This window comes from Actinoalloteichus fjordicus, assembly GCF_001941625.1.
In the GTDB taxonomy this organism is placed as follows: Bacteria; Actinomycetota; Actinomycetes; order Mycobacteriales; family Pseudonocardiaceae; genus Actinoalloteichus_A; species Actinoalloteichus_A fjordicus.
Genome location: NZ_CP016076.1, coordinates 2,653,911 through 2,678,947, shown reverse-complemented (window position 1 = coordinate 2,678,947; position 25,037 = coordinate 2,653,911). Strand labels below are relative to the sequence as shown.

The 25,037-nt window shown below is 70.6% G+C and carries 22 protein-coding genes; 9 read left to right on the top strand and 13 right to left on the bottom strand.

The genetic code is table 11. From position 1 onward, the window contains the following. Positions 1-112: 112 nt before the first annotated feature. Entirely contained in the window at positions 113-1,186 is a 1,074-nt protein-coding gene (locus tag UA74_RS11980) for a phosphotransferase family protein (protein WP_075740317.1), read from the top strand. Positions 1,187-1,390: 204 nt separating this feature from the next. Here the strand turns inward: UA74_RS11980 and UA74_RS11975 are convergent, their stop codons facing one another. Continuing rightward, positions 1,391-2,296, bottom strand: a complete 906-nt coding sequence (locus tag UA74_RS11975) for a GlxA family transcriptional regulator (RefSeq protein ID WP_075740316.1) — start codon at positions 2,294-2,296, stop codon at positions 1,391-1,393. A gap of 7 nt (positions 2,297-2,303) precedes the next feature. Further along, a complete protein-coding gene (locus UA74_RS11970) occupies positions 2,304-2,903 on the bottom strand; it encodes an isochorismatase family protein (protein WP_075740315.1) in 600 nt (199 codons plus the stop codon). 401 nt (positions 2,904-3,304) lie between these two features. Here UA74_RS11970 and UA74_RS11960 point away from each other — a divergent pair, with 401 nt between their 5' ends. Continuing rightward, positions 3,305-3,913, top strand: coding sequence for a hypothetical protein (locus UA74_RS11960; RefSeq protein WP_075740313.1), 609 nt, complete (start codon positions 3,305-3,307; stop codon positions 3,911-3,913). A 383-nt stretch (positions 3,914-4,296) separates the two neighbouring features. Here UA74_RS11960 and UA74_RS34185 read toward each other — a convergent pair whose 3' ends face one another. The 5 genes from UA74_RS34185 to UA74_RS11925 form a co-directional block, all read right to left on the bottom strand. Next, positions 4,297-5,436 (bottom strand): amidohydrolase family protein, encoded by a 1,140-nt coding sequence (locus tag UA74_RS34185; RefSeq protein ID WP_075740312.1) that lies wholly within the window; start codon positions 5,434-5,436, stop codon positions 4,297-4,299. 4 nt (positions 5,437-5,440) lie between these two features. Then, positions 5,441-6,439, bottom strand: coding sequence for an aldo/keto reductase (locus tag UA74_RS11945; RefSeq protein ID WP_075743709.1), 999 nt, complete (start codon positions 6,437-6,439; stop codon positions 5,441-5,443). A gap of 5 nt (positions 6,440-6,444) precedes the next feature. Beyond that, positions 6,445-6,756 (bottom strand): L-rhamnose mutarotase, encoded by a 312-nt coding sequence (locus UA74_RS11940; protein ID WP_075740311.1) that lies wholly within the window; start codon positions 6,754-6,756, stop codon positions 6,445-6,447. Between the two features lie 690 nt (positions 6,757-7,446). Then, positions 7,447-8,226 carry an SDR family NAD(P)-dependent oxidoreductase gene (locus UA74_RS11930; protein WP_232237727.1) on the bottom strand — a complete coding sequence of 260 codons (780 nt, stop codon included), beginning with the start codon at positions 8,224-8,226 and terminating at the stop codon, positions 7,447-7,449. Positions 8,227-9,262: 1,036 nt separating this feature from the next. Next, positions 9,263-11,176: a rhamnogalacturonan lyase family protein gene (locus tag UA74_RS11925; RefSeq protein ID WP_157434136.1), complete on the bottom strand. Its 1,914-nt coding sequence runs from the start codon at positions 11,174-11,176 to the stop codon at positions 9,263-9,265. Between the two features lie 421 nt (positions 11,177-11,597). Between UA74_RS11925 and UA74_RS11920 the strand changes: the two genes are divergently transcribed. Continuing rightward, complete coding sequence (locus UA74_RS11920; RefSeq protein WP_075740309.1) at positions 11,598-12,290, top strand: FadR/GntR family transcriptional regulator; 693 nt, start codon at positions 11,598-11,600, stop codon at positions 12,288-12,290. Here UA74_RS11920 and UA74_RS11915 read toward each other — a convergent pair. From UA74_RS11915 to UA74_RS11905, 3 genes are all read right to left on the bottom strand, one after another. After that, positions 12,252-13,532 carry an alpha-L-fucosidase gene (locus UA74_RS11915; RefSeq protein ID WP_075740308.1) on the bottom strand — a complete coding sequence of 427 codons (1,281 nt, stop codon included), beginning with the start codon at positions 13,530-13,532 and terminating at the stop codon, positions 12,252-12,254. The genes UA74_RS11920 and UA74_RS11915 overlap by 39 nt on opposite strands. A 515-nt stretch (positions 13,533-14,047) precedes the next feature. After that, the gene (locus UA74_RS11910) at positions 14,048-15,313 is read right to left on the bottom strand and encodes an ABC transporter substrate-binding protein (protein ID WP_075740307.1); all 1,266 of its coding nucleotides are present in this window, start codon (positions 15,311-15,313) and stop codon (positions 14,048-14,050) included. 224 nt (positions 15,314-15,537) lie between these two features. Then, a complete protein-coding gene (locus tag UA74_RS11905; RefSeq protein ID WP_075743706.1) occupies positions 15,538-15,810 on the bottom strand; it encodes a helix-turn-helix domain-containing protein in 273 nt (90 codons plus the stop codon). Between the two features lie 237 nt (positions 15,811-16,047). On the opposite strand from UA74_RS11905, the gene map reads away from it, so the two are divergent. Next, entirely contained in the window at positions 16,048-16,815 is a 768-nt protein-coding gene (gene map, locus UA74_RS11900; RefSeq protein ID WP_075740306.1) for a type I methionyl aminopeptidase, read from the top strand. A gap of 373 nt (positions 16,816-17,188) precedes the next feature. Continuing rightward, entirely contained in the window at positions 17,189-17,866 is a 678-nt protein-coding gene (locus tag UA74_RS11895; RefSeq protein ID WP_075743705.1) for a ThuA domain-containing protein, read from the top strand. A gap of 308 nt (positions 17,867-18,174) precedes the next feature. Here UA74_RS11895 and UA74_RS31740 read toward each other — a convergent pair whose 3' ends face one another. After that, positions 18,175-18,411, bottom strand: a complete 237-nt coding sequence (locus tag UA74_RS31740) for a hypothetical protein (protein WP_157434135.1) — start codon at positions 18,409-18,411, stop codon at positions 18,175-18,177. Positions 18,412-18,754: 343 nt separating this feature from the next. On the opposite strand from UA74_RS31740, the gene UA74_RS11885 reads away from it, so the two are divergent. Continuing rightward, positions 18,755-19,741, top strand: a complete 987-nt coding sequence (locus UA74_RS11885; RefSeq protein ID WP_075740305.1) for a Gfo/Idh/MocA family protein — start codon at positions 18,755-18,757, stop codon at positions 19,739-19,741. Between the two features lie 605 nt (positions 19,742-20,346). Beyond that, a complete protein-coding gene (locus tag UA74_RS11880) occupies positions 20,347-21,852 on the top strand; it encodes a glycoside hydrolase family 1 protein (protein WP_083683143.1) in 1,506 nt (501 codons plus the stop codon). Positions 21,853-22,247: 395 nt separating this feature from the next. Here the strand turns inward: UA74_RS11880 and UA74_RS11875 are convergent, their stop codons facing one another. After that, positions 22,248-22,808 (bottom strand): MarR family winged helix-turn-helix transcriptional regulator, encoded by a 561-nt coding sequence (locus tag UA74_RS11875; protein WP_083683142.1) that lies wholly within the window; start codon positions 22,806-22,808, stop codon positions 22,248-22,250. Positions 22,809-22,927: 119 nt separating this feature from the next. Here UA74_RS11875 and UA74_RS11870 point away from each other — a divergent pair, with 119 nt between their 5' ends. Together UA74_RS11870 and UA74_RS11865 are read left to right on the top strand one after the other, a co-directional pair. Then, positions 22,928-23,542 (top strand): DUF6069 family protein, encoded by a 615-nt coding sequence (locus UA74_RS11870; RefSeq protein WP_157434134.1) that lies wholly within the window; start codon positions 22,928-22,930, stop codon positions 23,540-23,542. Positions 23,543-23,716: 174 nt separating this feature from the next. Continuing rightward, the gene (locus UA74_RS11865) at positions 23,717-24,454 is read left to right on the top strand and encodes a hypothetical protein (protein WP_198042997.1); all 738 of its coding nucleotides are present in this window, start codon (positions 23,717-23,719) and stop codon (positions 24,452-24,454) included. Between the two features lie 223 nt (positions 24,455-24,677). On the opposite strand, the gene UA74_RS11860 is transcribed toward UA74_RS11865, so the two are convergent. Then, complete coding sequence (locus UA74_RS11860; RefSeq protein WP_075740302.1) at positions 24,678-24,971, bottom strand: hypothetical protein; 294 nt, start codon at positions 24,969-24,971, stop codon at positions 24,678-24,680. Positions 24,972-25,037 lie beyond the last annotated feature (66 nt).

Genomic DNA, 25,037 nt, shown 5'->3' with positions numbered 1-25,037 from the left:
CGGTGTCCGACGCAGGCCGAAGTCAAGGGTCTCGGCGGGGACGGCGACTATGATCTTGTCGGCGTCCACGCCCTTCCTCAGCGCCCAGCCCGCGAAGCGTAGGAGAACCCGCATGCAGGCAGCTCATCCCGAACAACTCACGGACGACGACCTGACCGCGCTGCTCGCGGACGCGGGCGTCGAGACGAGCGTCCTGGAACGACATCGACTGACCGGCGGGCTGTACAACTCCGTCCACCGACTGCATCTCGCCGACGGACGACGCCTGATCACCAAGGTGTCGCCCGATCCGGCGCTGCCCGCCCTGCGCTATGAACGGCACCTCCTGCGCACGGAGGCGCTGTACTACGGGTTAGCGGGTGCCGACGGTGCCCCGGTGCCCTCGGTGCTGCACACCGTGTTCGACCATCCCACGATCGGCGCGGACGTCCTGCTCACGACGGAACTGCCCGGCAGGCCGTGGTCGGAGCGGGCTGCCGAACTGTCCCGGCAGGCACGGGGTCGAACCCGCCGGTCGCTCGCCGAGATCGTGGCCCGGCTGCATCGAGTGACGGGAGAACGGTTCGGCTACCCCGCCGACTCGGTCGGGCCGCCTGCGGCGACCTGGCGGACCGCCTTCCGCGCCATGATCGACGCGGTGCTGGCCGACGCCGAGCGCTTCGATGCGCCGCTGCCGTCGCCCGTCGCGGAGATCCGCACGGTCGTGCGAGACCTCGTCGGCGGCGAGCTACCGGGCAGGCAGGTTCCGGACGGTGCTCCGCAGTCCTCGCCCGCCGATGCGGGCGGGCTGCTCGACGCGATCACGACCCCCGTCCTGGTCCACTTCGACCTGTGGGCAGGCAACATCCTGCTCGACGGGCCCGACGAGCAGCCGGTGATCGGCGGTGTGATCGACGGAGAACGCGCCTTCTGGGGCGATCCGGCGGCCGATCTGGTCTCGCTCGCCTTGTTCGACGACGTCGAGAAGGACGAGGAGCTGCTCACGGCCTACCGGGATGCAGGGGGCCGGATCGTCTTCGACGAGGACACCCGCCTGCGGCAGGCGTTGTATCGCAGCTATCTGTATCTGATCATGCTCGTCGAGACGGTGCCCAGGGGCACGTCCGGAGAGTCACTGGTCCGATTGCGGCGCCACGTGGGAGGGCTGCTGCTCGCGGATCTGACCCTGCTGCGACGTCGGTCCTGACCGCGCTGGCATGTCGGTGCTGGTCGGAGCGGGGCGGCGCTCGCGCCCATCGGCTGCCGCATCCTGGTGAGCACGGTATGCGGGGCGGCGTGCCGGGCGCACCACGAGGGCGGGCGTGGCTGCGCCTCCCGTCGATCAGCCCCGAGGGGCGGCGGGCTCGTGCACGGGCGTCCCGGCAACGACACCGGCGAGCCCGCCGGGGACTTAGGCCCGCGCCCGCAGTCTGCGCAGCATCCGGGCGTCCTCGAAGCCGACCGCCCTGGCCGCCGACTCCAGGGTGGCGCCCCGTCCGATCAGGTGCTCGGCGCGTTCCAAGCGAAGAAGCTGCTGGTAGCGCAACGGAGTGAGCCCGGTGGCCCGGTGGAAGTGCCGGGTCAGCGTGCGCTCCGCCGCGCCCGCGGCTGCGGCGAGTTCGCCCAGCCGCAGCGCGTCGGTGAACCGCGCGTCGATCAGATCCTGTGTCCGATGCACGACGTCGTCGAGATGGTCGCGATGGCGCAGCATCACACTGGCCTGCGGGTCGTCGCCGTTGCGTCGGGCATAGACCACCATCTCTCTGGCCACCCGGGCCGCCTGTGCCGGGCCGTGCTCGAAGGCCACCAGGTGCAGGGCGAGGTCGATGCCGCTGGCGATGCCCGCCGAGGTGACCACCCGGTCGTCGACGACGTAGAGGACGTCCCGGACCACGGTGGCCCTGGGATGCCGACGGGCCAACTCGTCCTGCACGTCGTGATGCGTGGTGCAGCGGCGCCCGTCGAGCAGCCCCGCGCGGCCCAGGGCGTCCGCCCCCGCGCACACGCTCGCCACCGTCCCGCCCGCCGCATGATGTGCGAAGAGCCGATGCAGCGACTCGGGGGCGAAGGCCTCGGTGGCACGCAGCGTCGGCGCCCGCCAGCCGGGCACCATGATCATGTCGTCGGGAGTCAGCGCAGGCCACGCCGTCGACGCCCGCAGCGCGACCCCCTGCGCGGTCGGCACCTCCGGTTGTTCGGCGACATGGTGCTGGGTGTAGCCGAGCCCGAGATCGGCCGCCGTGGAGAACACCTGAGCGGGACCGGCGAGGTCGAGCAGGTGCACGCGCGGGGCGAGAAGGAAGACGACCCTCGTCACGATCCGGTCATACCACGGCAGGGGTCGACGTCACCACGTCGGCCACGGTGCGAACGACGGCGAACCGACCGGACAAGGCATAGACGGTCCGTTCGACGATGTCGTCGGTGGACAGCGTCCGGGGATCGGCGAGGACCTCGGCGAGGCTGCGTCCTGGCGGGGCGTCGGGATGCTCGATGGGCGTGGTCGCGGTGGCGTCGAGGACGAAGGTCACCTCGAAGCCGAGATCGGCGGCGAGCCGGGCCGTCGTCTCGCAACACTGCTCGGTGCGCACGCCGCAGACGAGCAGCTCCCGAATACCAGCCGAAGTGAGCCGTTGGTGCAGGTTCGTCGTGGTGAAGGCGTTGTGCGCCGTCTTGACGAGCACCGGTTCGCCCTCGGCGGGCGCCAGTCCGTCCATCGGCCGGACATGACCGAGCGCCGGATCGAAGACGTTGCCGGAGCCGGGCTCGGCGTGCAGGACCCAGACGACGAGGTCGCCGTGTGCTCGGGCGGAGGTCACCAGCCGGGTGATCTTGTCGACGAGATCGGGATTGGAGACGGCCTGCCAGTTCGGCCGCTGCCGGAAGGACTCCTGGGCGTCGATGACGACGAGTGCCTTGGTCATGCTGCGATCCTGGCCGGTCCCCGGTTCGGCCGGTAGGCACCAACCAGCATGGAGCCGGACCGATCTGGTCATCGACGTCCGTTCGCTGGGCGAAGCGGGCCGCCTCGGGGTGATCAATGGCCTCACGACCGAGCGGCAGGCGACGGCCCCGACGAGCGCAGCGCCGGGGAGCGGGGATGGCGAGTTCGCGGATGGGCGTCGCATCGAGCCGAACGGCCCGTCGACATGACCCTGCGGTAGCAGCGAAACGCGCCGTCCCGCCCATCGAGTGATTCGAACGTGCGTTCGAGTGACGTCACGGACATTGTCAGGGTCCGCGACTAGAATCAGAGGCATACCAGGCCCGCTGACCTGCGGATTCGGTACCGGTCACACGTCGCGCCAGACCTGCGGAGGCCCCGATGCCGTCGATCACGCTACCCACGTTCGTGAGCTACGCCGCCAGCGGCGGCGCCGCCCGCATCACCACGATCCATCAACAGCGCCGGAGGTATGAGAACCCGGAGCCTGCCGCCTACAACTTCTACCGCCGCCCCGCCGACGCGATCCGAGCAGGCCGGGCCGCCGACCGGGACGAGCTCGCCATGACGTCGATGGTGCAGCAGGCCCACGCCCTGCAGCGGCCGCACTACGAGGCCATCGCGGAAGGATGGCTGCGGCTGATGTCGGAGTGGCGGCCGCGCCTCGTCGAGGTCGGCCGTGCGCGGTGGTCCTCGGGCAGTCTGGAGGTCCGGATCAGCCCGCACCTGGGGCTGCTCGACGACGACAACCGGCTCTGGTCGGTCTTCCTGCACTTCAAGGAGGCCGAACTCATCAGAGAAGGCTCCTACGCCCCGCTCCGATTGATGGAGCAGTGCATGGACGAGCTGTTACCCGGCGGCGCTCCGCTGGTGATCGACGTCCGCCGAGCCCGGTTGTTCAAGGTGACCAACCGAAATCGCCACCGGCTCGACGCCTGGCTCACCGGGGAGGCCGCCGCCTTCACCACGCACTGGGCGTCCGCCGCCTGACGGACCCCGGACGGCCGCTGCCTGAGACAGCCGAGCCGGACGCCGGACGCCAAGATTCTGCCCGCACGACGCCGAGGAGGCCGTGACAGCAATCGATCCAGGAGACCAGGCACGCGACGCCTCGACGTGACATCGCACGTCGCACTGCGGCTCGGCGGGCACGGCACTCGACGACAGTGTGGGGTAGCCGTCGGACCGTGTCCGCAACGCCGACACAGCGGCGTACAGAGCTGTGAGGCGAGGACGCGATGTCGTGCCGGAGGCCACACGGCACGGCGTGTCGACGGGCTTCGGCTTCGGCTTCGGCTTCGGCTTCGGCTTCGGCTTCGGCTTCGGCTTCGGCTTCGGCTTCGGAAGTATTCTCGGGCCGGGCAGGCCAGGCCTCAAGCCCTCAGTCGGTACCAGTCTCGTGCGTTGGCCGCCAGCACACGGCGCCGCTCGACATCCGACAGCGCGTCGGTGAGCCGACCTGCCAACGTCAACACCTCGCCATAGGTGCCTGCCAGTTCGCAGACCGGCCAGTCACTGCCGTAGATCAGCCGCTGCGGTCCGAAGGTCGACAGCAGCCGGTCGGCGTACGGCCGGATGTCCTCGATGGTCCAGTCCGACCACGATGCCTCGGTGATCAGGCCGGACAGTTTGCACATCACGTTCTCGGCCTCGGCGAGTTCGCCCAACGCCGCCGACCACTGGGCGGCGCCGGAGGACTGCGCCCACCCGTCCCACTCGACCATTCCGCCCGCCGACAGATCGGAGGTACCGACACCGTCCACATTCGACGCCGCGTCGACGCCGGACCGCGAACCGGCCGCCGCGATATCCGGCACGACGGCACCACGGTGCCGAGCAGCCTGCGCCGGGTCAGCGGCGACGGGCGGTTCGGCGTGCCGTTCGTCGGCCGGCACGCCGCCGTCTTCAGCAGGCGGATTGCCGCTCGCGCTGATCGGCGGCTTGCCACGCTCTTTAAAAGGCGGCTTGCCACTCTCCCTAATAGGCGGCTTGCCGCCGTGGTCGAGCACGAACCGCAGATCGGGCACCGCGCGGACCACGTCGCCTGCGGCGTCAAGCTGGTCGGGACGCACCAGCAGGTCGTAGGCCAGTCCGGCGTCGGCCACCGCGCGCAGGCCACGGCGAACGTCGGCTCTGGCCAGCCAGTCCGGGTCCGTCTCGTCCTCCACCTGATGACGAATGCCCACCAGCGCAGCACCGCCGGGCCGGGCCCGGAGCTCGGCGATGTCGTCGGCGACGGAGGCGGCGGTGAGGTCCAGCCAACCCACGACCCCGGCGATGAGGCCCTCGCTGTGCGCCGCCTGGGCGAGGAACTCCACGGTCTCGGCGCGGTCGCCGACGGTCTGCACGAGCACCGTCGCCTCGACCGCCGTGGTCGCGAGCACCCCGGTCAGCTCGCCCAGTCCATACCGTCGACGGATCGGGGCGAACGCCTCGCCTGCCATCCACGGATACGCACGGCGGGCGGGGTCCCAGAGGTGGTGATGGGCGTCGACGACGGATTCGGTGGTCACCGGCTCACTCCTCGGGTACGGGGACGTCGGTCCGCAGCAGGCCCTCGGCCTTCAGATCCGCCCAGCACTCGGCGGGAACCGGCTCGGCGGCGAGGGCGACGTCATGGATGATCTCGTCGCTCGAACGGGCACCGACCAGCACGCCCGCTACCGCGGGGTGAGCGAGTGGGAGCTGCAGTGCCACCTGCGGCAGGCGGGCGCCGTGCCGATCGCAGACGTCGGCGATGCGGCGGGCTCGTTCGATGAGCGGAGCCGGTGCCGTCGTGTAGTCATAGGTCGCGTCCGGACCGGGTCGATCCTCGGCCAGCAGCCCGGAGTTGAACACGCCGCCCGCCAGTACCGAGGTACCCCGTCGGACGCAGGCGGGCAGCAGCCGGTCCAGTGCGCCCTGCTCCAGAACCGTGTACCGGCCCGCCAGCAGAACGACGTCCAGATCGCACTCCTCGACCAGACTCGTCAGCGCCGAGGCGTCGTTCATGCCCGCGCCGATCGCGCCGATCACCCCGGCGGCGCGCAGCTCGCGCAGCGCGGGATACGCCTCCCGGACGGTCCACTCATGATGGTCGTCGGGGTCGTGCAGCAGGAGAACGTCGACTCGCGACAGGCCCAGCCGGTCCAGCGAGGACTCCAGCGATCGTCGGACTCCCTCGGCGCTGAAGTCCCATCGACGGACGTGGGTCGCGGGGACGTCGAAACCCTCCTGATCTCGCGAGGTCGCCGCGGCCGACGGTGCGGGGGCCAGCAGCCTGCCCACCTTCGTCGACAGCACGTACTCGTCACGGGGCCGAGCGCGCAACGAAGCACCGAGCCTGCGTTCGGACAGCCCCAGTCCGTAGTGCGGCGCGGTGTCGAAGGTTCGGATGCCCGCCTCCCAGGCGGCATCGACCGTCGAGGCGGCCTGGTCGTCGGGCAGCGCGGCGAACAGGTTTCCCAGTGCTGCGCAGCCGAGCCCCAGCGGTCCGACACGGACGTCGCCACGGCCGAGCGTGACGCGATCGGCCATGGTCCTCACGGCAGCCGCCAGACCATCGAGATGCCGCTGTCGTCACCGGAGTAGTCGTCGGGCACGGCGAGCAGCGGGGCCAGGCGCCGCTGCCATTCGACGTTCGCGGGATCGTCACGCAGTGCCGCGCGCATCGCCTGATAGTCCTCGCACTCGACCAGATGAAACAGCTCGCGCCCGTCCCGCCAGATCCGCCAGGAGTGGACCCCTGCCGCCCGCAGCGCCGCGTCGAGCTCCACCGGGATCACGCGGTGCACCTCGTCGTAGTCCTGTTCCCGTCCCGACTCCAGCCGGGTGTGCAGCGCGATCGTCTCCATCAGCCGATTCCCTCCTCAGGGAGTGTCTGTCACAGCATCTCGTCGAGGCATCTCACCGACGCCTTCGTCCGATCCGGTCCGCGATGGCCCCGGCAGGCTCGGCCGGCCCGCGTCCGACCGTCGGTGACGCCGCAGGCCGCTGTTCGGCTCCCTCCACACCTTCGGCGCCGGTCTTCGGCACTCCATCCCGATCACCAGTCCGGAAACCGTCCGCAGCGACGGACGCGGCTGCTCTCTCGGCTCGCCCCGCTTGGGCCGACCGACATGACGGAGCGACCGACCGTCGATCCGTGCCGACTCCCCGCGCGAGCCCGTCGATCTACGCCGGAGTACCTCGCCTACGACCGGCCTCTCGTTCTCGCACGGTCGCCTGCGCCGATGCCCCTCGCTTTCGGATCTCCCTCGGGGCAGACGAGCGAGATCGACATCGGCGAGTCGATGAAGCCGCTGTGTGAGCCTGCGTCGGCGGTGCGGGAGTCGGTGACGGGCACCGAGGCCCGCGCCCCGGTCCCTTCCTCGCCGCACACCGTCCGGGCGTACCCGGCCTGCCGCCACCTGAGCGGGCCGCCCCGCCAGGTCTGCGGTCCCCGTTTCGTGCGGCCACGGCCGGGAACCGCGCGGTCGGGCAGACCCCGCAGGCCGAACCGCGAGCACCGCCGGACATCGTCGAGGATCGTCGTCACGCGGCGGTCAGCGCGCAGGCGGCGGCAGCCGCAGGCCCTGCATTCCGCCGTCGACGGCCAGCGCGGTTCCGGTGGTCGCCCCCGCCGCCGGGCTCGCGAGGTAGACGATCGCGGCGGCGACCTCCTCGGCCGACACCAGCCTGCCGATCGGCTGTCGCCTGCGCAGCGCCTCGTGTTCGGCGGCCGGGTCCGCAGCGGCGGCCAGCAGCCGTTGTACCCAGGGTGTGTCGACGGTGCCCGGATTCACGCAGTTGACCCGGATTCCCTCCGGCGCGTGGTCGGCGGCCATCGCCAGGGTCAGCGACAGCACGGCGCCCTTGCTCGCACTGTAGAGCGCTCGGCGGGGCAGCCCGGCAGTGGCGGCGATGGAACAGGTGTTGACGACCGCCGCAGCCGTGGAACGACGCAGCCATGGCAGGGCCGCCCTGGTCACCCGGACCATGCCCAGCAGGTTCACGTCGAACACCGTGCGCCACTGGTCCAGCTCGCCGTCCTCGACCGTGCCCTGTGCACCGATGCCCGCGTTGTTGATCAGGATGTCGACACCGCCCAGCCGTTCGGCCGCGTCGGCGACCGCTGCGGGCACCCCGTCGTCGTCCGAGACGTCGCAGCGGATGCCGATCAGCGGTTCCGGCGCTCCGGCCGGTTCGAGGTCGAGGCACGCGACGTGGGCGCCTCTGGCGAGCAGCGCGTGGGCGGTGGCCAGCCCGATGCCGGATGCGCCGCCGGTCACCAGTGCCCGCAGGCCCGCGAGGGACCCGTCTGAAGGAGAGGGGATGGACGTCACAAGCTCCTACCTTTCGTCTGCCGTAGAGCCCGCTGCGGTGCCCGGCCCGGCCGGCCGCCGCGAGGGCCTTCCGACACGGCGAGCGGAAGGCGTGTCCGTCCCGACGACCCGTCCGCACGGCTACCACCCCACTCCGCCGGTCGTGCCGTCGTCAGCCCCGCCTTCCGAGGCTAGTACGTGAAGCGTCTGCGGTGAAGGTCGTCGTCGTGCCTACGAAACAGCCGGTCCACAACCCGACATCCGATGTATGACTCGCTTTTCGGGTCTTCTACTGCGTCGACGCCGAGCCGATCGACCGACACCACGTCGCAGGCCTCTCGGGAACTTCGCCGTCATCGCCGTGGCGACGCCGAGGACCCCGTTCCCCCGCAGGCCCGCGCCGGACGACCTGTCTGCCACCCGACACGGCAGGTCGGCGACCACGACGGGGAGTTCCTCCGTCGCCTCTCCGGCGGAAGGAACACGGTGCTCGCTACCACGGGAACGACGGCCGGCCCGCTCTCGCGAACTGATCCGTCGCGCGGAATCCGGCCGGCGTCGCCTGCCGTCAGTACATTTCGGCGGTCTCGGACCGGCACGCTCCCGCGTCGCGACAGGTCGGGCTCCGCTGTTCGAGGAGCCCGGCGAGGACGGTCCGAGGAGTCAGCCGAGACAGGCGCGGCGGCCGGGACGAACGACAGAACGAGGCGCCCTGCGAACACCTCGCGCCCGACGACCCGCCTGCCGAGCCGGTCGGCACACGGGACGGCATGGCGCCGTCCCCTTCGCACTTGCCCGGTATGTCGCCCCGGCACGGACACCGCGTCCATGCTTCGCCGTCGACCCGCGCAGGCCCGCCGCAGTGCCGAAGCAGCGGGCTCCCGTTCGTTGATCGAGAGCAGCCGATGCGGCCGACGCCGCCGTCGGCGGACCCGAGACGACGGCAGCGACCCGCACGGACGGGACGGTCTCGTTCCCTCACAGCGCACGGGAACGAGACCGCCGGTCCTACTCGGTGACGCGCAGCGCGGACGCCGTCGTGCCTGCCGAGCCGACGTCACTTCTCGGGAGCGGACTCCGCACCGAAGTAGAAGCCGGGTTGGGTGGACTGCATGTAGCCGGAGGCCTCGCTGGCCAGGCTCGACCGGTAGTCCTTGTCCTGCAGGAAGGTCGGGAACCGGTGTTCGGTCGGGATCGTGGTGCTGTAGATCCTGATCTCAAAGCGGTCGTGGACGTAGAAGACCTCTTCGCGCCAGTCGCCGATCACGTCGCCGTAGCCGAGGACCGAGTAGCGCTCGGTGCCGCTGGCCGGGTCTGCCTCGGCGGTCAGCAGATTCACCAGCTCTTCCTTCTCGTAGTCCCACTTGTCGATGTACACGCCGTCCAGCGACTCGCGCAGCAGGTCGCCGTCCCACCAGATGCCGTAGTTGACGCTGTACGGCCGCGTGCCGACGACGTCGCCCTTGGCGTTGTACAGCTTGTCGGTCGGCGGCTCGATCACGGTGGCGCCGGTCGGGTCGGGACGACCGGACCAGACCTCCAGACCGGGCTGGGTCGGATCGATGTCGGCGGCCGAGCCTCGGCCGACGTCGTCCCACTTCTCGCCCTCGATGCCCCAGATCAGCTGACCGGTGGCGGCATCACGCAGGTGGATCGGATGCTCGTAGTGGCTGTTGACCTCCTGGACGTAGAAGATCTCCAGGCCCGGCCGAGTGGGATCGATGTCGGTCATGTGCAGCCGATCGCCATGGCCCTCGCCGGTGATCCACATGGTGGTTCCATCGTCGTCGATGGCAACGCTGCCGTTGATCAGCTCGTCCCTGCCGTCGCCGTCCACGTCGCCGGTGCGGATGTTGTGGAAGCCCATGCCCTCGGCGTATCGGCCGTTCTCGTCGCGGGGGCGTGTCCAGCTCCAGAGCTGCGCCGGCTCGTCGCCATGGAAGTCCCAGGCCTCGGCCTTCATCTGCGCGTAGGTGCCGCGCATGACGATCAGGCTCGGCTTATCGCCGTCGAGATAGGCGATCGCGAGCTGATGGCGCTCGGAGCGGTTGCCCTTCTCGTCACCCCACTCTCCGGGCTCGCCTCGGGAGATCCAGTCCTCACGGGCGATGGTCTCACCGGTCGCGCCCTCCAGGATCTCGACGTACTCCGGTCCCTCGTAGACCCGCCAGTTCGAGGCGCCGCGATAGTCGGTGCGCCCGTCGCCGTTCAGGTCCTCGTCCACCTCGCTGGACTTGTACGCGACCTCGGCCTTGCCGTCGCCGTTCAGGTCGGCGACCACGTAAGGCGTGTACCAGATGCCGGTACGCAGGTTGACGCCGAGATCACGACGCCAGAGGAACTCGCCCTCGTTGGTGTAGCCCTCGAGCTTGTAGGTGTCGGTGGGGGTCTCGCTGCGCGAGGGGTCGATGTTCTGGTTGCCGCGCTTGATGACGAAGTCCAGGTCGCCATCGCCGTCCAGGTCGCCGGTGGCGATGTGCCGGGCGGTCTGGTCGATGTCGTCGGCGAGGTCGAAGGACAGATAGCCCTGGTCGGCGCTGTTCGCGCCGAGCGTGTACGCGGTACCTCGGTCGTCCGGTCGCCCGTTGCCGACCGGCTTGACCGTGTAGGTGTTCTCCTTGGTCAGGTCGGCGGTCTCGTCGACGAAGTTCGTGCTGTCCCGCAGCGGAACCCGGTTCAGCTTCGTCTTGCGGCCGTCGGTCTCCCGGAAGACGTGGAAGCCGACGTTCTCGCGGTCGGACTCCAGCAGTCGCCAGCCGACGTAGACGTTGCCCTCGCCCTGGTTCAGCGCGACGACGCCGCGATCGAGGTTGGGCTCGACGCCGTAGGACTGCCGCTCGACCGGGACCCAGTCCGGTTCGTTCTGCGCCGTCGCGACCGCTCCGCCACCGAGCGTCGCGGCGACCAGCGCGACCGCCAGCCCCGTGGCGGCCACCGCCGACCGGGCGGCCCGTCTGCCTCGTCTTTCCACACCGTCTCCTCATCATCACGCCCGCTCATCGTCGAGCAGGGCAACACATAGGACGTATGCTCGAGGTCGACGATCGAAAAGTCCACGTCGCCGACTGAACGGTGGCCGATAACGGCAATTAATCGGATGTATCGATTCCTGCCGCCGGCGCAGCCTGTTCGTCCGGTCGGCGGACATGCCTGCGACGTCGAAGGCCGGACCGGGCGGCGAGGGGACCTCCGACGCGACGAGGCGATTCCCGCCCGTAGCGAGTCCGCAGCGCCCCGTCGGCACCGCTTCGGCGACAGGATGCCGAAGACTCACGTCGACCCGGATCACGAAGGGCTCCATGCGGTGACGAAGCCCCTGCCGCCCGTATCGGTTCGGGCGCAGGCTGCCGTACGCTCCACCGCACCCCTACCGCACCTCGGAGGAACGACAGGTGTCGCTGACCGACACGGCCATCACCAAGATCCGCGGCATGATCGTCTCCGGCGAGCTGCGGCCCGGCGACCGGCTGCCGCGCGAGGCCGATCTGGCCGAGCGACTGGGGCTGTCCCGCAACTCGCTGCGCGAGGCGGTCCGGGCGCTCTCCCTCATCCGGGTGCTGGACGTCCGACAGGGCGACGGCACCTACGTGACCAGCCTGGAGCCCTCGGTCCTGCTGGAGGCCATGGGCTTCATCGTCGACCTGCACCGCGACGACAGCCTGCTGCAGTTCTTCGAGGTCCGCCGCATCCTCGAACCGGCGGCGGCCGCACTGGCCGCGCAGTCCGCCACCGATGCGCAGATCGCCGAGCTCACCGCGCTGCTCGACGACCTCGGCGAGCAGCCGTCGGTCGACGATCTGCTGGCCAACGACCTGGAGTTCCATCGCCGGGTCGCGGCGGTCAGCGGCAACGAGGTGCTGGTCTCCTTGATCGAGACGGTGTCGAGCCGCACCCAGCGGGCCAGGATCTGGCGCGGGCTGACCGAGAACGGCGCGGTGCGGCGCACGATCGCCGAGCACCGCGCCATCCTGGACGCGATCAGTGCCCGGCGACCGGATCTGGCCGCCGCCTCGATGACGATGCACGTCGCCGGGGTGGAGGGGTGGCTACGAACGCAGGCTCAGCTCGATGACGGGAACGGCTGAGTCCGGCCGTCGTGCGGGCAGGGTCAGCACCACGGAGCCCTCCGGCCCCGGCGCGACCCGATGCGGCACGTCGGGCGTCCAGCCCCGCACCTCGGTAAACGGCACCTCCGCTCCGTCGTGCAGGAACGAGGCATACCGCAGTCGGCCCGCCAGACCTTCGACGACGAGCAGGCCTGCGGGCCAGGAGAACAGGTGCACGAACACGCGATCACCCGACTGAGTCACCCGACAGTCGGGCGGCGCCGTCACGGTGCTCGCCCCGGCGCCGTGCACCGAGTCACCGTGCAGCCGCATCCACTCCCCCACCTCGGCCAGCAACTCCCTGGCCCTCGGCTCGAACTCGCCTCTGCCGGTGGGACCGACGTTGAGCAGCAGGTTTCCGTTCTTGGCCACCCCGTCGACGAGGAGACGCAGCACCTGTCCCGCATCGAGCCACTGCTGGAACGACGGCGCGTATCCCCATGACCCGTTGAGCGTCCGGCACGCCTCCCAGGGCATGGCGTGCTCCCCGGACCGCAGGTCCGTGTGCGGCGCCATCTCCTCCGGTGTGCGGAAGTCCGCGCTGCCGGGCAGGTCGAGCCGGTCGTTGATCAGCACGTCGGAGTCCAGCTCGCGGATCATCTCGACCAGCCGCGCGGACTGCCAGTCGTCGCGGCCCTTGCCGGGGGCGCCCTCCTCCGGCGGGAACTCGGGGAACGAGAAGTCGAACCACAGGATGTCCGGGCGATGTTCGGTGATCAGCTCACGAACCTGTCCGTGCAGGTAGTCGACGTAGCTCGGCAGATCGCCGCCGGGCTGGACGCCGGTCTTGAACGCCGGGTGCATCCAGTCGAGCGGGTAGTCGGGATGGTGCCAGTCGATCAGCGAGTAATAGAAGCCGACCCGCAGCCCCTCGGCACGGAACGCGGCGACGAACTCGGCGAGCAGGTCTCGGGCGGCAGGCGTACTGGTGGCCTTGTACTCGGTCAAGGCCGAATCCCACAGGCAGAAGCCCTCGTGATGCTTGCTGGTCAGGACCGCGTAGCGCATCCCGGCAGCCTTGGCGTCGGCGGCCCAGCGCCTCGGGTCGTAACGGTCGGCGCGGAACTGCTCCAGGTACCGGTCGTAGTGCTCGTCGCCGAGGTGCTCCCGGAGCTTCACCCACTCGTGACGGGCCGCCAGCGAGTAGAGGCCCCAGTGCACGAACAGCCCGAAACGGGCCTCGGTGAACCAGTCCGTCCGGGCATCGGGTTGGGCGGTCATTCGTCGTCTCCGTTCTCGGGGCGTCCCGGCGGGCGAGGTCTTCGCATCAGGGTCGACGTCCTCGGCGCCCGATGTGAAGCCCCGGACGTCTGCCGTGCTCGGCGCGACGTCGTCGACACCGGCCCGCCGACCGACGGAGGATCTCCCGCCGAAGACCTCCGTCAGAGATCCGATGAATCAACGCAGTCCGGCCCGCCGGGAACAGCCGAGGAATCCGCCCGTACAGCCGACCGGGACGGAGACTGGTTCCAGAACCGACCTGGCGACGAGACATGATCTCGGCGGTCTGTTCCAACGAAAGATATCCGGGAGGCCCGGCCGGGAACAACGGTGCTGACCTGCTCCGGCCATCCCTCCGATCTCTCCTGGCGATCAGCCACCGAGGACGAAGTCGGCGCCCGGCCTGCTCACGGCGGTCTCGACCAGCAGTGCCCCGACACACGACGGCGCCGCCACGTCGGTGACGTGGCGGCGCCGTCGGCGAACCCATGGAGCGAGATCGGTTCGCCCGATGATCAGGAGAGCTGCTGTTCCGCCCCCGCGATGAACTGCTCCGCAGCTTCCTGCACGCTGAGCCGCCCGAAGGCGATCTCGTCGTTGATGCGCTGGAAGTCACGCTTGATGGCGCCCTCGCCGGGCGGCGGCGGGGCGGGCGCAGCCACGAGCCGGTCGGCGATGGCCTCCTCGAACTCGTACGCGACCAGCTCGGCGCCCTCCAGGGAGCCGCTGATCGCCGAGCGCACCTCGTCGTTGGCGGGCATGCCCCGCGTGGTGCCGAGGATCTCGCCCGCATCGGGGTCGTTGACCATGAAGTCGATGAACCTGGCCGCCTCGGCAGGGTGATTCGAACCGGAGAACACCGAGGCCAGCATGCTGGGCTTGGCGTACTGGCCGAGGTCGTCACCGTCGCTCGGGAAGGGCGCGACGCTGATCTGGTCACCGAGGGTCTGGGCGTAGGAGGTCAGGCCGCTGTCGTAGCCGAACTCCGAGGCCGCCCGGTTCTTGCCCATCGGGCTGGTGGCGATGGAGCCGTCCGAGCCGGTGCCGACGTCGGCCGGGGTGGACGCGCCGGACTCACGGAAGCGATCCGCCAGCTCCCAGAACTCCGCGACCTCCTCGGCGCCGTAGCCCAGCCCGCCGTCGGCGGTGTACAGCTCGCCGCCCTGCTGGCCGAGCCAGACCTCGAACCAGTCGATGGCCATTCCGAAGTCGGCGGTGCCGAAGACCTGCCCCTCGTCGATCGCACTGATGGCGGAGGAGGCCTCCTCGAACTCGTCCCAGGTCCAGCCGTCCTCCGGCGTGACGCCGACCGAGTCGAACACCTCGGTGTCGTAGAAGAGGATCTGGGTGTTCTGGCTCATCGGGACGCCGAGGAGCTGATCGTCGAGCTGACCGGAGGACAGCAGTTCGGCGGAGATGCCGTCCGTGCTCAGCTCGGCCGCCAGCTCCGGGGAGGCGAGGTCGGCGAGCGCGCCTCGGTCGCCGTACTCCCGCAGGTAGCGGTAGTCCATCTGGATGACGTCGGGGGCGTTGCGACCTGCGGTCTCGGTCGCCAGCTTCTGGAAGTAGGACTCGAACGACGAGAAGGAGGCCTCGACGGTGATGTTCGGATTGCGCTCCTCGAACAGCGCGATGGCCTCGTTGGTCGCCTGGGCCCGGTCGTCGTTGCCCCAGTAGCCGAAACGCAGGGTCACCTGATCGCTCTCGCCCGCCGACGAGCCACAGCCGGCGGCCAGCACGGCGACCACGCCGACGACCCCCACCAGAGAACGTCTCAACATCGAGTGTGGTCCTTTCTTTCTGCGCCTCGCGGGAGTTGACCCAAGCTCGTGCGCACCGGGCACGGAGTGCTCACCGGCAGGTGCGTCGGGGGCGGCAGCCGCCGACCACGACGAAGCCCGTGCCGTGCTGTCGATGGCGGTATCAAACCCCCGATGACGCCGCCAAGGGGTTGATTGGCTCCGTCGAAGGCCCCTTCCGGCCACATCTCCACCCGGACGGCCGATCAGGCCGAGAGCGCAGGACCCTCCGGTTCGCCGCCGAGACTCACGCTGGCCACCGCATCCAGGGGAAGGTCCAACGCGGCGGCCAGCGCCACCACGGTGAAGAAGGCAGGCGTCGGCACCCGGCCGGTCTCGATCTTGCGCAGCGTCTCGGTGGAGACTCCCGCGACGGAGGCGATCTGCGCCATGCTCCGGTCACCTCTGGCCCGGCGGAGCAGGACACCCAGTCGCTCGCCTCGCTCTCGTTCCACGCCGCTCAACGGGGGTCGCACCATACCGGGATAGTAATACCGGAACCGGGTACGACGCAGCCTCGTCTCACCGCCCGGCACCGGCCAGGGCGCATCCGGGCCGCCGCAGGCCTGTCGACCGAGGATCGGCCCCGGCAAGAGACGGCTGCTCGCCCTCCGACGGACGCGGCCGTCGTCCCGGCCGCCCCCGCTGCCGCCCACCGCCAGACCGTGATAAAAATACCGGTATAGGTATTGGATCGATGGGATGAGGAGCATGTCATGGTCGTGATCAAGACGAACGCGGAACTGGCGGCGATGCGGGAAGCGGGGCGCGTCGTCGGGCGTGCGCTCGCCGAGGTGCAGGCCGAGGCGAAGGCCGGAGTCTCGCTGCGAGAACTGGACGACCTCGCCCACGGCGTGATGAAGGACGCTGGGGCGAAGCCCTCCTTCCTGAACTACCAGCCGGTGTTCGCCTTGACGCCCTTCACCGGTGTGCTGTGCACCTCGGTCAACGACGCCGTGGTGCACGGAATCCCCAGCTCCTACCGACTGCGCGACGGCGATCTCCTGAGCGTCGACTGCGGCGCCGAGTTGGACGGCTGGCACGGCGATGCCGCCGTCAGCTTCGTGATCGGCACGGGCACCGAGACCGACCTGCGTCTCATCGCCACCACCACCGCCGCGCTGGAGGCGGGGATCGCCGCGGCCGTGGTCGGCGGCAGGCTCACCGACATCGCCAGCGCCGTCGGCACCATCGGCCGCGCGGCAGGCTACGGAATCCCGGAGGACTTCGGGGGTCACGGCGTCGGACGGGCGTTGCACGAGGCGCCCGCTTTGGCCAACGACGGCAGGCCTGGCCGAGGCATCACCCTGCGTCACGGGCTGGTCCTCGCCATCGAGCCGATGTTCATGGCAGGCGGCCACGACGCCTACCGAATGGACGACGACGGGTGGACGCTGCGCACCATCGACGGCAGCCGGGCCGCCCACGTCGAGCACACCGTGGCCGTGACCGACGAGGGCCCGCAGATCCTCACCCTGCCCTGACCCAGTGGGGCCCGTCAGCGCGCCCGCCCAGGAACGGATCGCAGACCGGGCCGGTGCATCGACGCCGGGCCTGCCCGCCGCCGGTTCGGCTGCCCGCTCGCCGCACTGCGGGAGACCGCTCAGGCGACCGCAGGCGTCGGCCCACCGGAGCGTCGCCGCAGGCCGCCGGGCGACGACGGCCCGCCGGACCACCCGCTACCCTCGTGACCCCGGAGAATCAGGGCCGCGACCGGGAAATCCCGTCGTCGCAGACCGTGGCCCGATCATCGGTCGGCCGCGACCGCCCATGATCCGCGACGGCCGCTCGGGCCTGCGTAAGACGGTGCTCGGTCGCGCGTGGAGACAACGGGGCACGACGAAGCAGAGGAGCACGATGAGCGAGCCGAACAGCCGTCCCTCGGTGCTGGTGTACTCGCGGACGACGGCGTTTCGCCACGAGTCGATCCCGGCCGGGGTGGCCGCGATCAGCAGGCTCGGCCGGGAACACGGTTTCGCGGTGACGGCCACGGAGGACCCGGACGTCCTGACCGCCGAGGTGGCCCGGCAGTCGGCGGTGGTCTTCTTGAGCACCAGCGGCACGTCGGTGGACGCGGCGGGGCGGGCCGCGCTGGAGAAGTGGGTCCGCGCGGGCGGCGGCTTCGTCGGCGTGCACGGGGCGAGCACCTCGGACAAAGACTGGCCCTTCTACCGCGAACTGGTCGCTGCCCGCTTCGTCGATCACCCCGCCGTCCAGGAGGCGCCTGCCACGGTGGAGGACCGGACACATCCCTCCACCATGCATCTCGACTCCACCTGGAACCGGCTCGACGAGTGGTACAACTTCGACGCCAACCCTCGGGAGGACGTCCGTGTCCTCCTCTCCGTCGACGAGGCCCGCTATGAGCCGGGCCCGCATGCGATGGGAGATCACCCGATCGCCTGGTGCCACGAACCGCACGGCGGCCGGTCCTGGTACACCGCACTGGGACACGCGTCGGAGGCTTACACCGACCCTGATTTCCTGGCGCACCTGCTCGGCGGCATCCGATGGGCCGCGCGCCTCGGGGCCTGAGCCGAGGTCGATCGACGGCGCGGCCGACGCACCCGAGGATGACGTGATCCGGACGCGTGCGCCTGCGTGGCTCGGCGTCGGGGCGAACCGACGTCACCCGTCTCGCCCGCCGACTCCCCACCGACCGGCGAAGCCGACTGACGCCACGGGGCCGGGCCCGCCCCGTTGGGACCGGCAGGCAGGCCGACCCGGCCGGATCGACGCACACCGGGCCGCCACCGGCCTCGCGACGCCGCGCCCCGCGCTGTCTCCGCCACTCCCCCGACTCGGAGTCATTCGGGCGGGGACGGCGCGGGGAACTGATCGCCTCAGCGCACCACGGCCAGCGGCCTCGCGGCGGGCGTCGGCGGGACGACCACGGTCAGGCAGCGCGAACAGCGCTGGTCGTCGTAGTAGCAGTCGAGAATCCCCACTCCGAAGGCGTTGGCCGGGTAGAAGGGTCGATCCGGGTCGCACACCGGTCGCACACGGGCCAGCCCACTCCACGTCGCCGACGCGAGATGGGTGTCGCCCTGAGCGACCGAACGAACAAACCAGGCGAGCATGATCTCTCCAGTACAGGAAGACGGTGACGGTGCGGCAAGCCGGTGTCGCGCCCGCAGGTTGCCGCCGACGGAGCAGGCAGGCGAGTCTCCGCCGGGCCGAATCGCATCGACGGGTCGACGGCGGCCCCGGCACACCGGCCGCGAGACGACGTCCACCACCGTCACTGGTAGTCACTTATGATGAACGATGAGTAATATCGCATCGCGGTGTCTCGCGCATGTCGAGCGATCGTCACGCACACGCCCGAGGCGGCTTCGGCGCCTGCCGCTCGTCTGCCGCACACGCCAAGGTCTCGGCCGCCGAAGCACCCCTTTCGGGTGAAGATCGCGCTAGCCTGGCGCGGTGACAGACAGGGATGCGCCACTGCGCTGGGGAATCGTCTCGACGGGCGCCATCGCCTCCGTGGTGGCCGAGGACCTGCACCGGGTGGCCGAGATCGAGATCCTCGCCGTCTCCTCGCGAACGCAGGCGCGTGCCGAGGAGTTCGCCGCGACGCATCGGATTCCGCGCGCCTATGACGACTACCGCCTGCTGCTGGCCGATCCGGACGTCGACGTCGTCTACATCGCCACGCCGCACGCCGCGCATCACGAGGTCGCCAAGGCCGCGCTGCTCGCGGGCAAGCACGTGCTGTGCGAGAAGGCGTTCACCCTGACCGCCGAGCAGGCTCAGGAGCTGGTCACGCTCGCAGCGGAGCGCAGCCGGTTCCTCATGGAGGCCATGTGGACGCGGTTCAACCCCCTGATCCAGCGCTTACGCACCCTGGTCGCCGACGGCGAGATCGGAGTGCTCCGCACCGTCTCTGCCGACTTCGGCTTCGCCGTGCCCTACGACCCGGCCGCCCGCCTGTGGGACCCGGTACAGGGCGGCGGCGCGCTGCTGGACCTCGGCGTCTACCCGGTCTCCTTCGCGCACATGCTGCTCGGCGAGCCCACCGGGGTCGAGGTGCACGGCTCGCTGGCACCCAACGGCGTCGACGCCGAGAGCGGGCTGCTGCTGCGCTACCCGGCGGGGGCGCATGCCGTGCTGCGCTCCTCACTGACGGCCTCCTTGCACGCACGCGCCAGTGTGTCGGGCACCCTCGGGCGCGTCGACCTCGCCGACCCGTTCTTCCGGCCCACCGAGATGACCGTGACCGTCCACGGGGCCGAGCCGGTGACCCATCGGCTCGAACTCGACGGCGCCGGGTACACCTACCAGCTCCGGGAGGTCTGTCTGCGCATTCGCGCAGGCGAGATCGAGAGCCCGCACCAGACCCACGCCGAGACCGTCGCCGTCCTGCGCACGCTGGGCACCGCGCTGGCCGGGCTGGGCACTCGCGTGGGTTGAGCAGTACACCCGGCGCCACCTCCATCCTGGTCAGGGCTGCCTGCGGCCCGGCGCTGACCGGCGGCCCTCGGCGTCTCACGAGGGCGCCGATCTCACCGTCCGCAGGAACGCGAGCGCCTCGGCCTGCCCTTGCGCCACGTCGAGCGCGGGCGGCAGCCCGACAACCGTGTTCGCCGAGGGCGAGAAGGGCGCTAAATCCGTTGCGGGGACCTCGGCACCGCGCCTATGTTCGTGGCACACGAGAAAGGATGTGGTCCAGCGTTGAATACCAGCAGGACTCGTGAGGTGGATGCCCGCTAGGCCGCCCGATCGGTGTACGACGCCGACGGCCTGACGCGCCGTCCTCCGGCCACACACCGGGGGTGCGCGACGGGGAAAACGGTCGGTGAATACCAGGCAGTCACCCGGCCCTCGGAGTGCCGAGCTTCAGTCCGGCTCGGCCCCGCGCCCTCGTGGGCGTGGGAGCCACTCCGGGGGCCGTCCGGGCTTCTCGGGCCGGATCGACCGAACACGATTCAGGCTCTTGTCGATCACGCTGCTCCGAAGACATCATGGGCTGCGGAACTCGATGACGACACCGCATCCTCGGCGATCAGGAGCCCCTCGTGCCCACACCCGCAGCCGCCCGCCACCCCGACCCGGCCCTGCGCTTCCCACCGTCCTTCGTCTGGGGGGTGGCGACCTCCTCGTATCAGATCGAGGGCGCAGTGGACGAGGACGGCCGAGGCGACTCGATCTGGGACGCCTTCAGCCGTCGTCCTGGCGCGGTGGCAGGCGGCGAGAGCGGCAGTCCAGCATGTGATCACTACCACCGCTGGCCCCAGGACGTCGAACTGCTCGCCGATCTCGGCGTGGACGCCTATCGGCTCTCCATCGCGTGGCCGCGCATTCAGCCGGACGGCCGGGGACCGGCCAACAGGGCCGGGATCGACTTCTATCGCAGGCTGCTCGGCGGCGTGCGGGAGCGGGGCATCGCGCCCTTCGTCACGATGTATCACTGGGATCTTCCGCAGGCACTCGAGGAGACCGGCGGCTGGCGGGAACGGGAGACGGCGCTGCGCTTCGCCGACTACGCGGTGCTCCTGCACGACGAACTCGGCGATCTCGTCGAGAACTGGATCACGCTCAACGAGCCTTACCCCTCGTCGATCGCGGGCTACGCCCAGGGACGACATGCCCCCGGCGCCACCGAGGGCCACGGCGCCCTCGCCGCCGCCTACCACCTGCTGCTCGGGCACGGGCTGGCGGTGACGGCGCTGCGTGCTCAGGCGAGGCCGGGCGACCGTCTCGGCATCACCCTGAACCGGTCGCCGGTGGTCCCGGTGTCCGACTCCCCCGCCGATGCCGCCGCCGCCGCACGGCTGGACTGCGTGCTCAATCACCAGTTCAGCGACCCGGTGCTCGGCGCGGGCCATCCGCCGGAGCTCACCGAGATCTTCGCCGGGGTCTCCGACTTCTCCTTCCGCCGTGAGGAGGACCTCGCGGCGATCGGAACGCCGCTGGACTTCCTCGGGCTCAACTACTACTACCGGATTCACGTCTCCGACGCCCCGCACACCGAGCCCGATCCGGCAGCTCGCACCGCAGACGACCTCGGCTTAGACCGCACACACCGCCCGGCGGGAGTCCGACGGACCGGGCTGACCTGGCCGGTCGAGCCTGCGGGCCTGCGCGAGGTGTTGACGGGGCTGCGCGCCCGACACGGCACGCTGCCGCCGATCTATCTCACCGAGAACGGCTGCGCCTACCCCGATCCGGCGGAGGCGGAGAACACGGCCGAGGCCCAGACGCCTGCGGGCGGCCGCGCCGCGACCGACCCGGCCGCGCCGACGACCGCACCGCAGGACCTCGAGCGCATCGACTTCCTGGCCGAGCATCTCGCGGTCCTCCAGGCGGTCATGGCCGAGGGGATCGACGTGCGCGGCTACTTCCTCTGGTCGCTGCTCGACAACTTCGAGTGGGCGTTGGGCTACGGCCCCCGCTTCGGGATCGTGCGCGTCGACTACCAGACGCAGGAGCGGACGCCACGCGCGTCCTTCCACTGGTACCGGGCGCTGCTGGCCGCGCAGGAGCACTCGGTCGACGACGCCGAGCGCTCGACCATCGGCTGAGAAGAGGCCAGGCGGGCCGCGTCCGCCGCGGCCGTCGTGCCCTGCGGACGCGGCCGGACCACCCCATGACGGCGCTGGTCCGAGCCGCTCTGCGGCACGACGGCAGGGGCCGAGGAGCCCGGTCCCCGGTCGGGCCCGCTCGCCGCGGACGGGAGCCTGCGGTGGCACGGCCGGGCACCTCGAGCTTGCGGCAGCGGAGGTGTCCGATGATCGGCGGCAGGCTCGCCCCGGGCAGTTCGGCCGGGCTGTCGGGGCACTCGGCCACGACGCGCCGTCCACCGCCTCCGCCGAGGCGGCGAGCAGTCGCGTGCCGGTCTGGCATTCTCGGCCAGGCCGCCCGCGCCGGCGCAGTCTTCGAGAGCCCAGGGCGTCTCGCTCCCCGGTCGGCCGCAGGCTCAGGAGCGCAGCGCCCGGGCGAGCAGGTCCAGAAGGGTGCGCTGCTGCGGCCCGGACAGCCCCCCGATCCCGGTCTGCCCGCCGAACACCTGCTGCCGAAGCATCGTCCGACGCCGTTCTCCCTCCGGGGTGAGGACGAGCCGCCGCACCCGACGATCACGAGGATCGGCCTCCCTGGACACCAGTCCGCGTCGTTGAAGTCCGTCGACGATGCCCGTGACGTTGGAAGGATCGCAGGACAGCGCTCGCGCGAGTTCCCGCATGGGCGCGGGACCGCGCAGGTTCACCAGGGCCCAGGTCTGGGCCTGCGAGAGACCGAGGCCTGCTCCGACCGAGGCGAGGTCCCCCCGCAGTCGACTGACGAGCTCGAACGCCGACACGATCACCTCGTCCACGAGCGACTCGGCGGCGCTCTCCGACTCGGGTCTCTCGGGGTCGGAACTTCCCACCGCTGCGGCGTCTCCTGACGCGGTCGGCACCTCGGCGGCCTGCGCGGCGCAGATGCAGCCCGCCGGCTGCGCCGCAGCCGTCGACTGATCCTTCGCGTACTCCCCAGACATACGCGAACAATACTCGACTTTCTCGGATCCAATAGTTGAGCAATACCAGCATCTCGACTATCGTCGGGCCAATTGATTGAGAAATACCACTATTTCGTCATTCAAATAATGGAGTCGACATGTCCGTCGGGACCTCCCCCTCGCCATTGGCCGATCGCGAACAGCTCGCCCTGAGCAGGCTTCCGTTCGCGCTGCTGGTCGCCGCCCTTCTCGCCGCGCTGGCGAACTCGCTGCTCAGGTTCGGCGCGATGCTGGTCATCGACGTCGATGCAGGACTGCTGCCCTTGCGGCTGCTCCCGCCGATCGTCGTCAGCGTGCTGTCCGCCGTCGGCGCGGCCCTCGTGCTGGCCGCACTGCACCGCTGGAACTCCCGCCCCGTGCACACCTTCAAGGCGGTCTCCGTCGCCTTCTTCGTGGTGTCCTTCGCCCCGCTGGTGGTGATCGGCCTTGCCGCCGAGCCGCCCGCAGGGTTCGCCGGGATCGACGTCTCGACACTGCTCGTCCTCGGACTGATGCACGTCGTGGCGCTGGCGACGATCGTCCCGACGCTGCTCCGGCTCACCCGACAGCCGACGACGGCCGAGCCGGGAGCAGCCGATCAGGCGGCGCAGAGTCCCGCGAACGACGTCGCGGACGCGACGACCGAAGCAGGCTCGCCCGAGCCTGCGGCCGAGGCGAGCGAGCCGGAGCCCGCCCAGCCGCGGACGGAGGAGCCGACCCCGGCGCGCGACTGAGCCTCGGCCCCACACCTGCCGGGGGACGTCGATCCGGCGCAGCCGACCGAGCCGACCGCCGAGATCGACGGGCAAGGAGTCGATTACGTCGATGGTGTCCCGCCGAGCCCGGCCCGTCTGGACACCGCGACCGTGGGTACTCCCTTGCCCACCACACCGGCCGGGAGGTAGCTCATGTCTCATCGGAATACCGTCGTCCGCGCAGTGCACGATCTCGGGCTGGCCGTCTGGTTCGGGGGTTCACTGATGGGAGCGGTCGGGCTCACCGGAGCATCGGAGGAGAGCTCCTCCGCCGCCGAGCGCAGTCGCATCGCGGCGGCGGGCTGGCGGAGTTGGAGCCCGGTGAACGTGGTCGCGGTCGGGGCACACCTGCTCGGCGGCCTCGCGCTGACGAAGGCCAACCGCGAGCGGATCAGACAGCAGGATGGCGTGGCCGCCTCGAGCGTCGCGAAGGCGGTGTTGACCGGTGCGGCACTCGCGGCGACCTTCTACGCGCGGCGACTCGGCCGCACGCTCGAGGCGATGACGGACCAGCCGGTGCCCGCGCGCGGAGCGGGCGATCACGTCGCCCCCGAGCTGATCACGCTGCAACAACGACTGCGAACGGCGCAGTGGGCTGTCCCGCTGCTCACCGGCGCCATCGAGGTGCTCAGCGCCCTCCAGGGCGAGCAGCAGCGGTTCTTCCGCCACCAGGCCGACGGCGATAACGTCGACCTGCACGAACACGCTCGACACCGCCTGATGGGACGAGCGCCGCACCACCACCCGCATGAGCATTCGGGACGTCGGCAACACCCGGCCGCCGCCCACCACCACCCGCGCGGCAGGGCTGCCCGGCACCACCACTGCCCCTTCGAGGAGCAGCACCACAGCCGGTTCCGGCGGACGCGACACGACGCCCGGCGACACTGAACCCGTCGGAATGCGATGACCATGAGACCGCCGCCTGCGGCGGCCACCGACGCCGCGCCACGGCCCTGCCTGCTCGGCACGGCGAGCAGGCCGCCCGCAGAACATCCCGGACACGGCGAAGGGGCCGCCCGCACGGACCTCACTGAGGAGATCCGGCAGGCGGCCCCGACTCGTGCCCGGGTGCCTCGCCCGGCGACGACGTCGACCGACGTGATCGGAGGTCTCAGACGGTCGTCGACTCCACGAGCCGCTCCCGCAGTGCGATCAGGAAGTCGGCATCCTCGTGGACCATCCAGTCGAGGTCGAGGTCGTGTTCCACCTCGTCCTCCCGCTCGGCCAGCAGGCCGACGGCGGTCTCGACCAGTCTGCGTCCGTCTGCGTCGGAGAGCCCCATCCGGGCCAGGAACGTCGCGCTGTACACCACCAGGTGGTGGGTGGTCCGCTGCGTCCGGTGCATCACCACGGCGTAAGTGCCCTCACGCATCTCCCGCGCCTCGATCCACTGTTCCACCGTCATGTCCTCCCCGCGTGGGTGCTCGACATCCTCTCCGTCCTACCCCGTGCGCCCTACCACTACACCGGT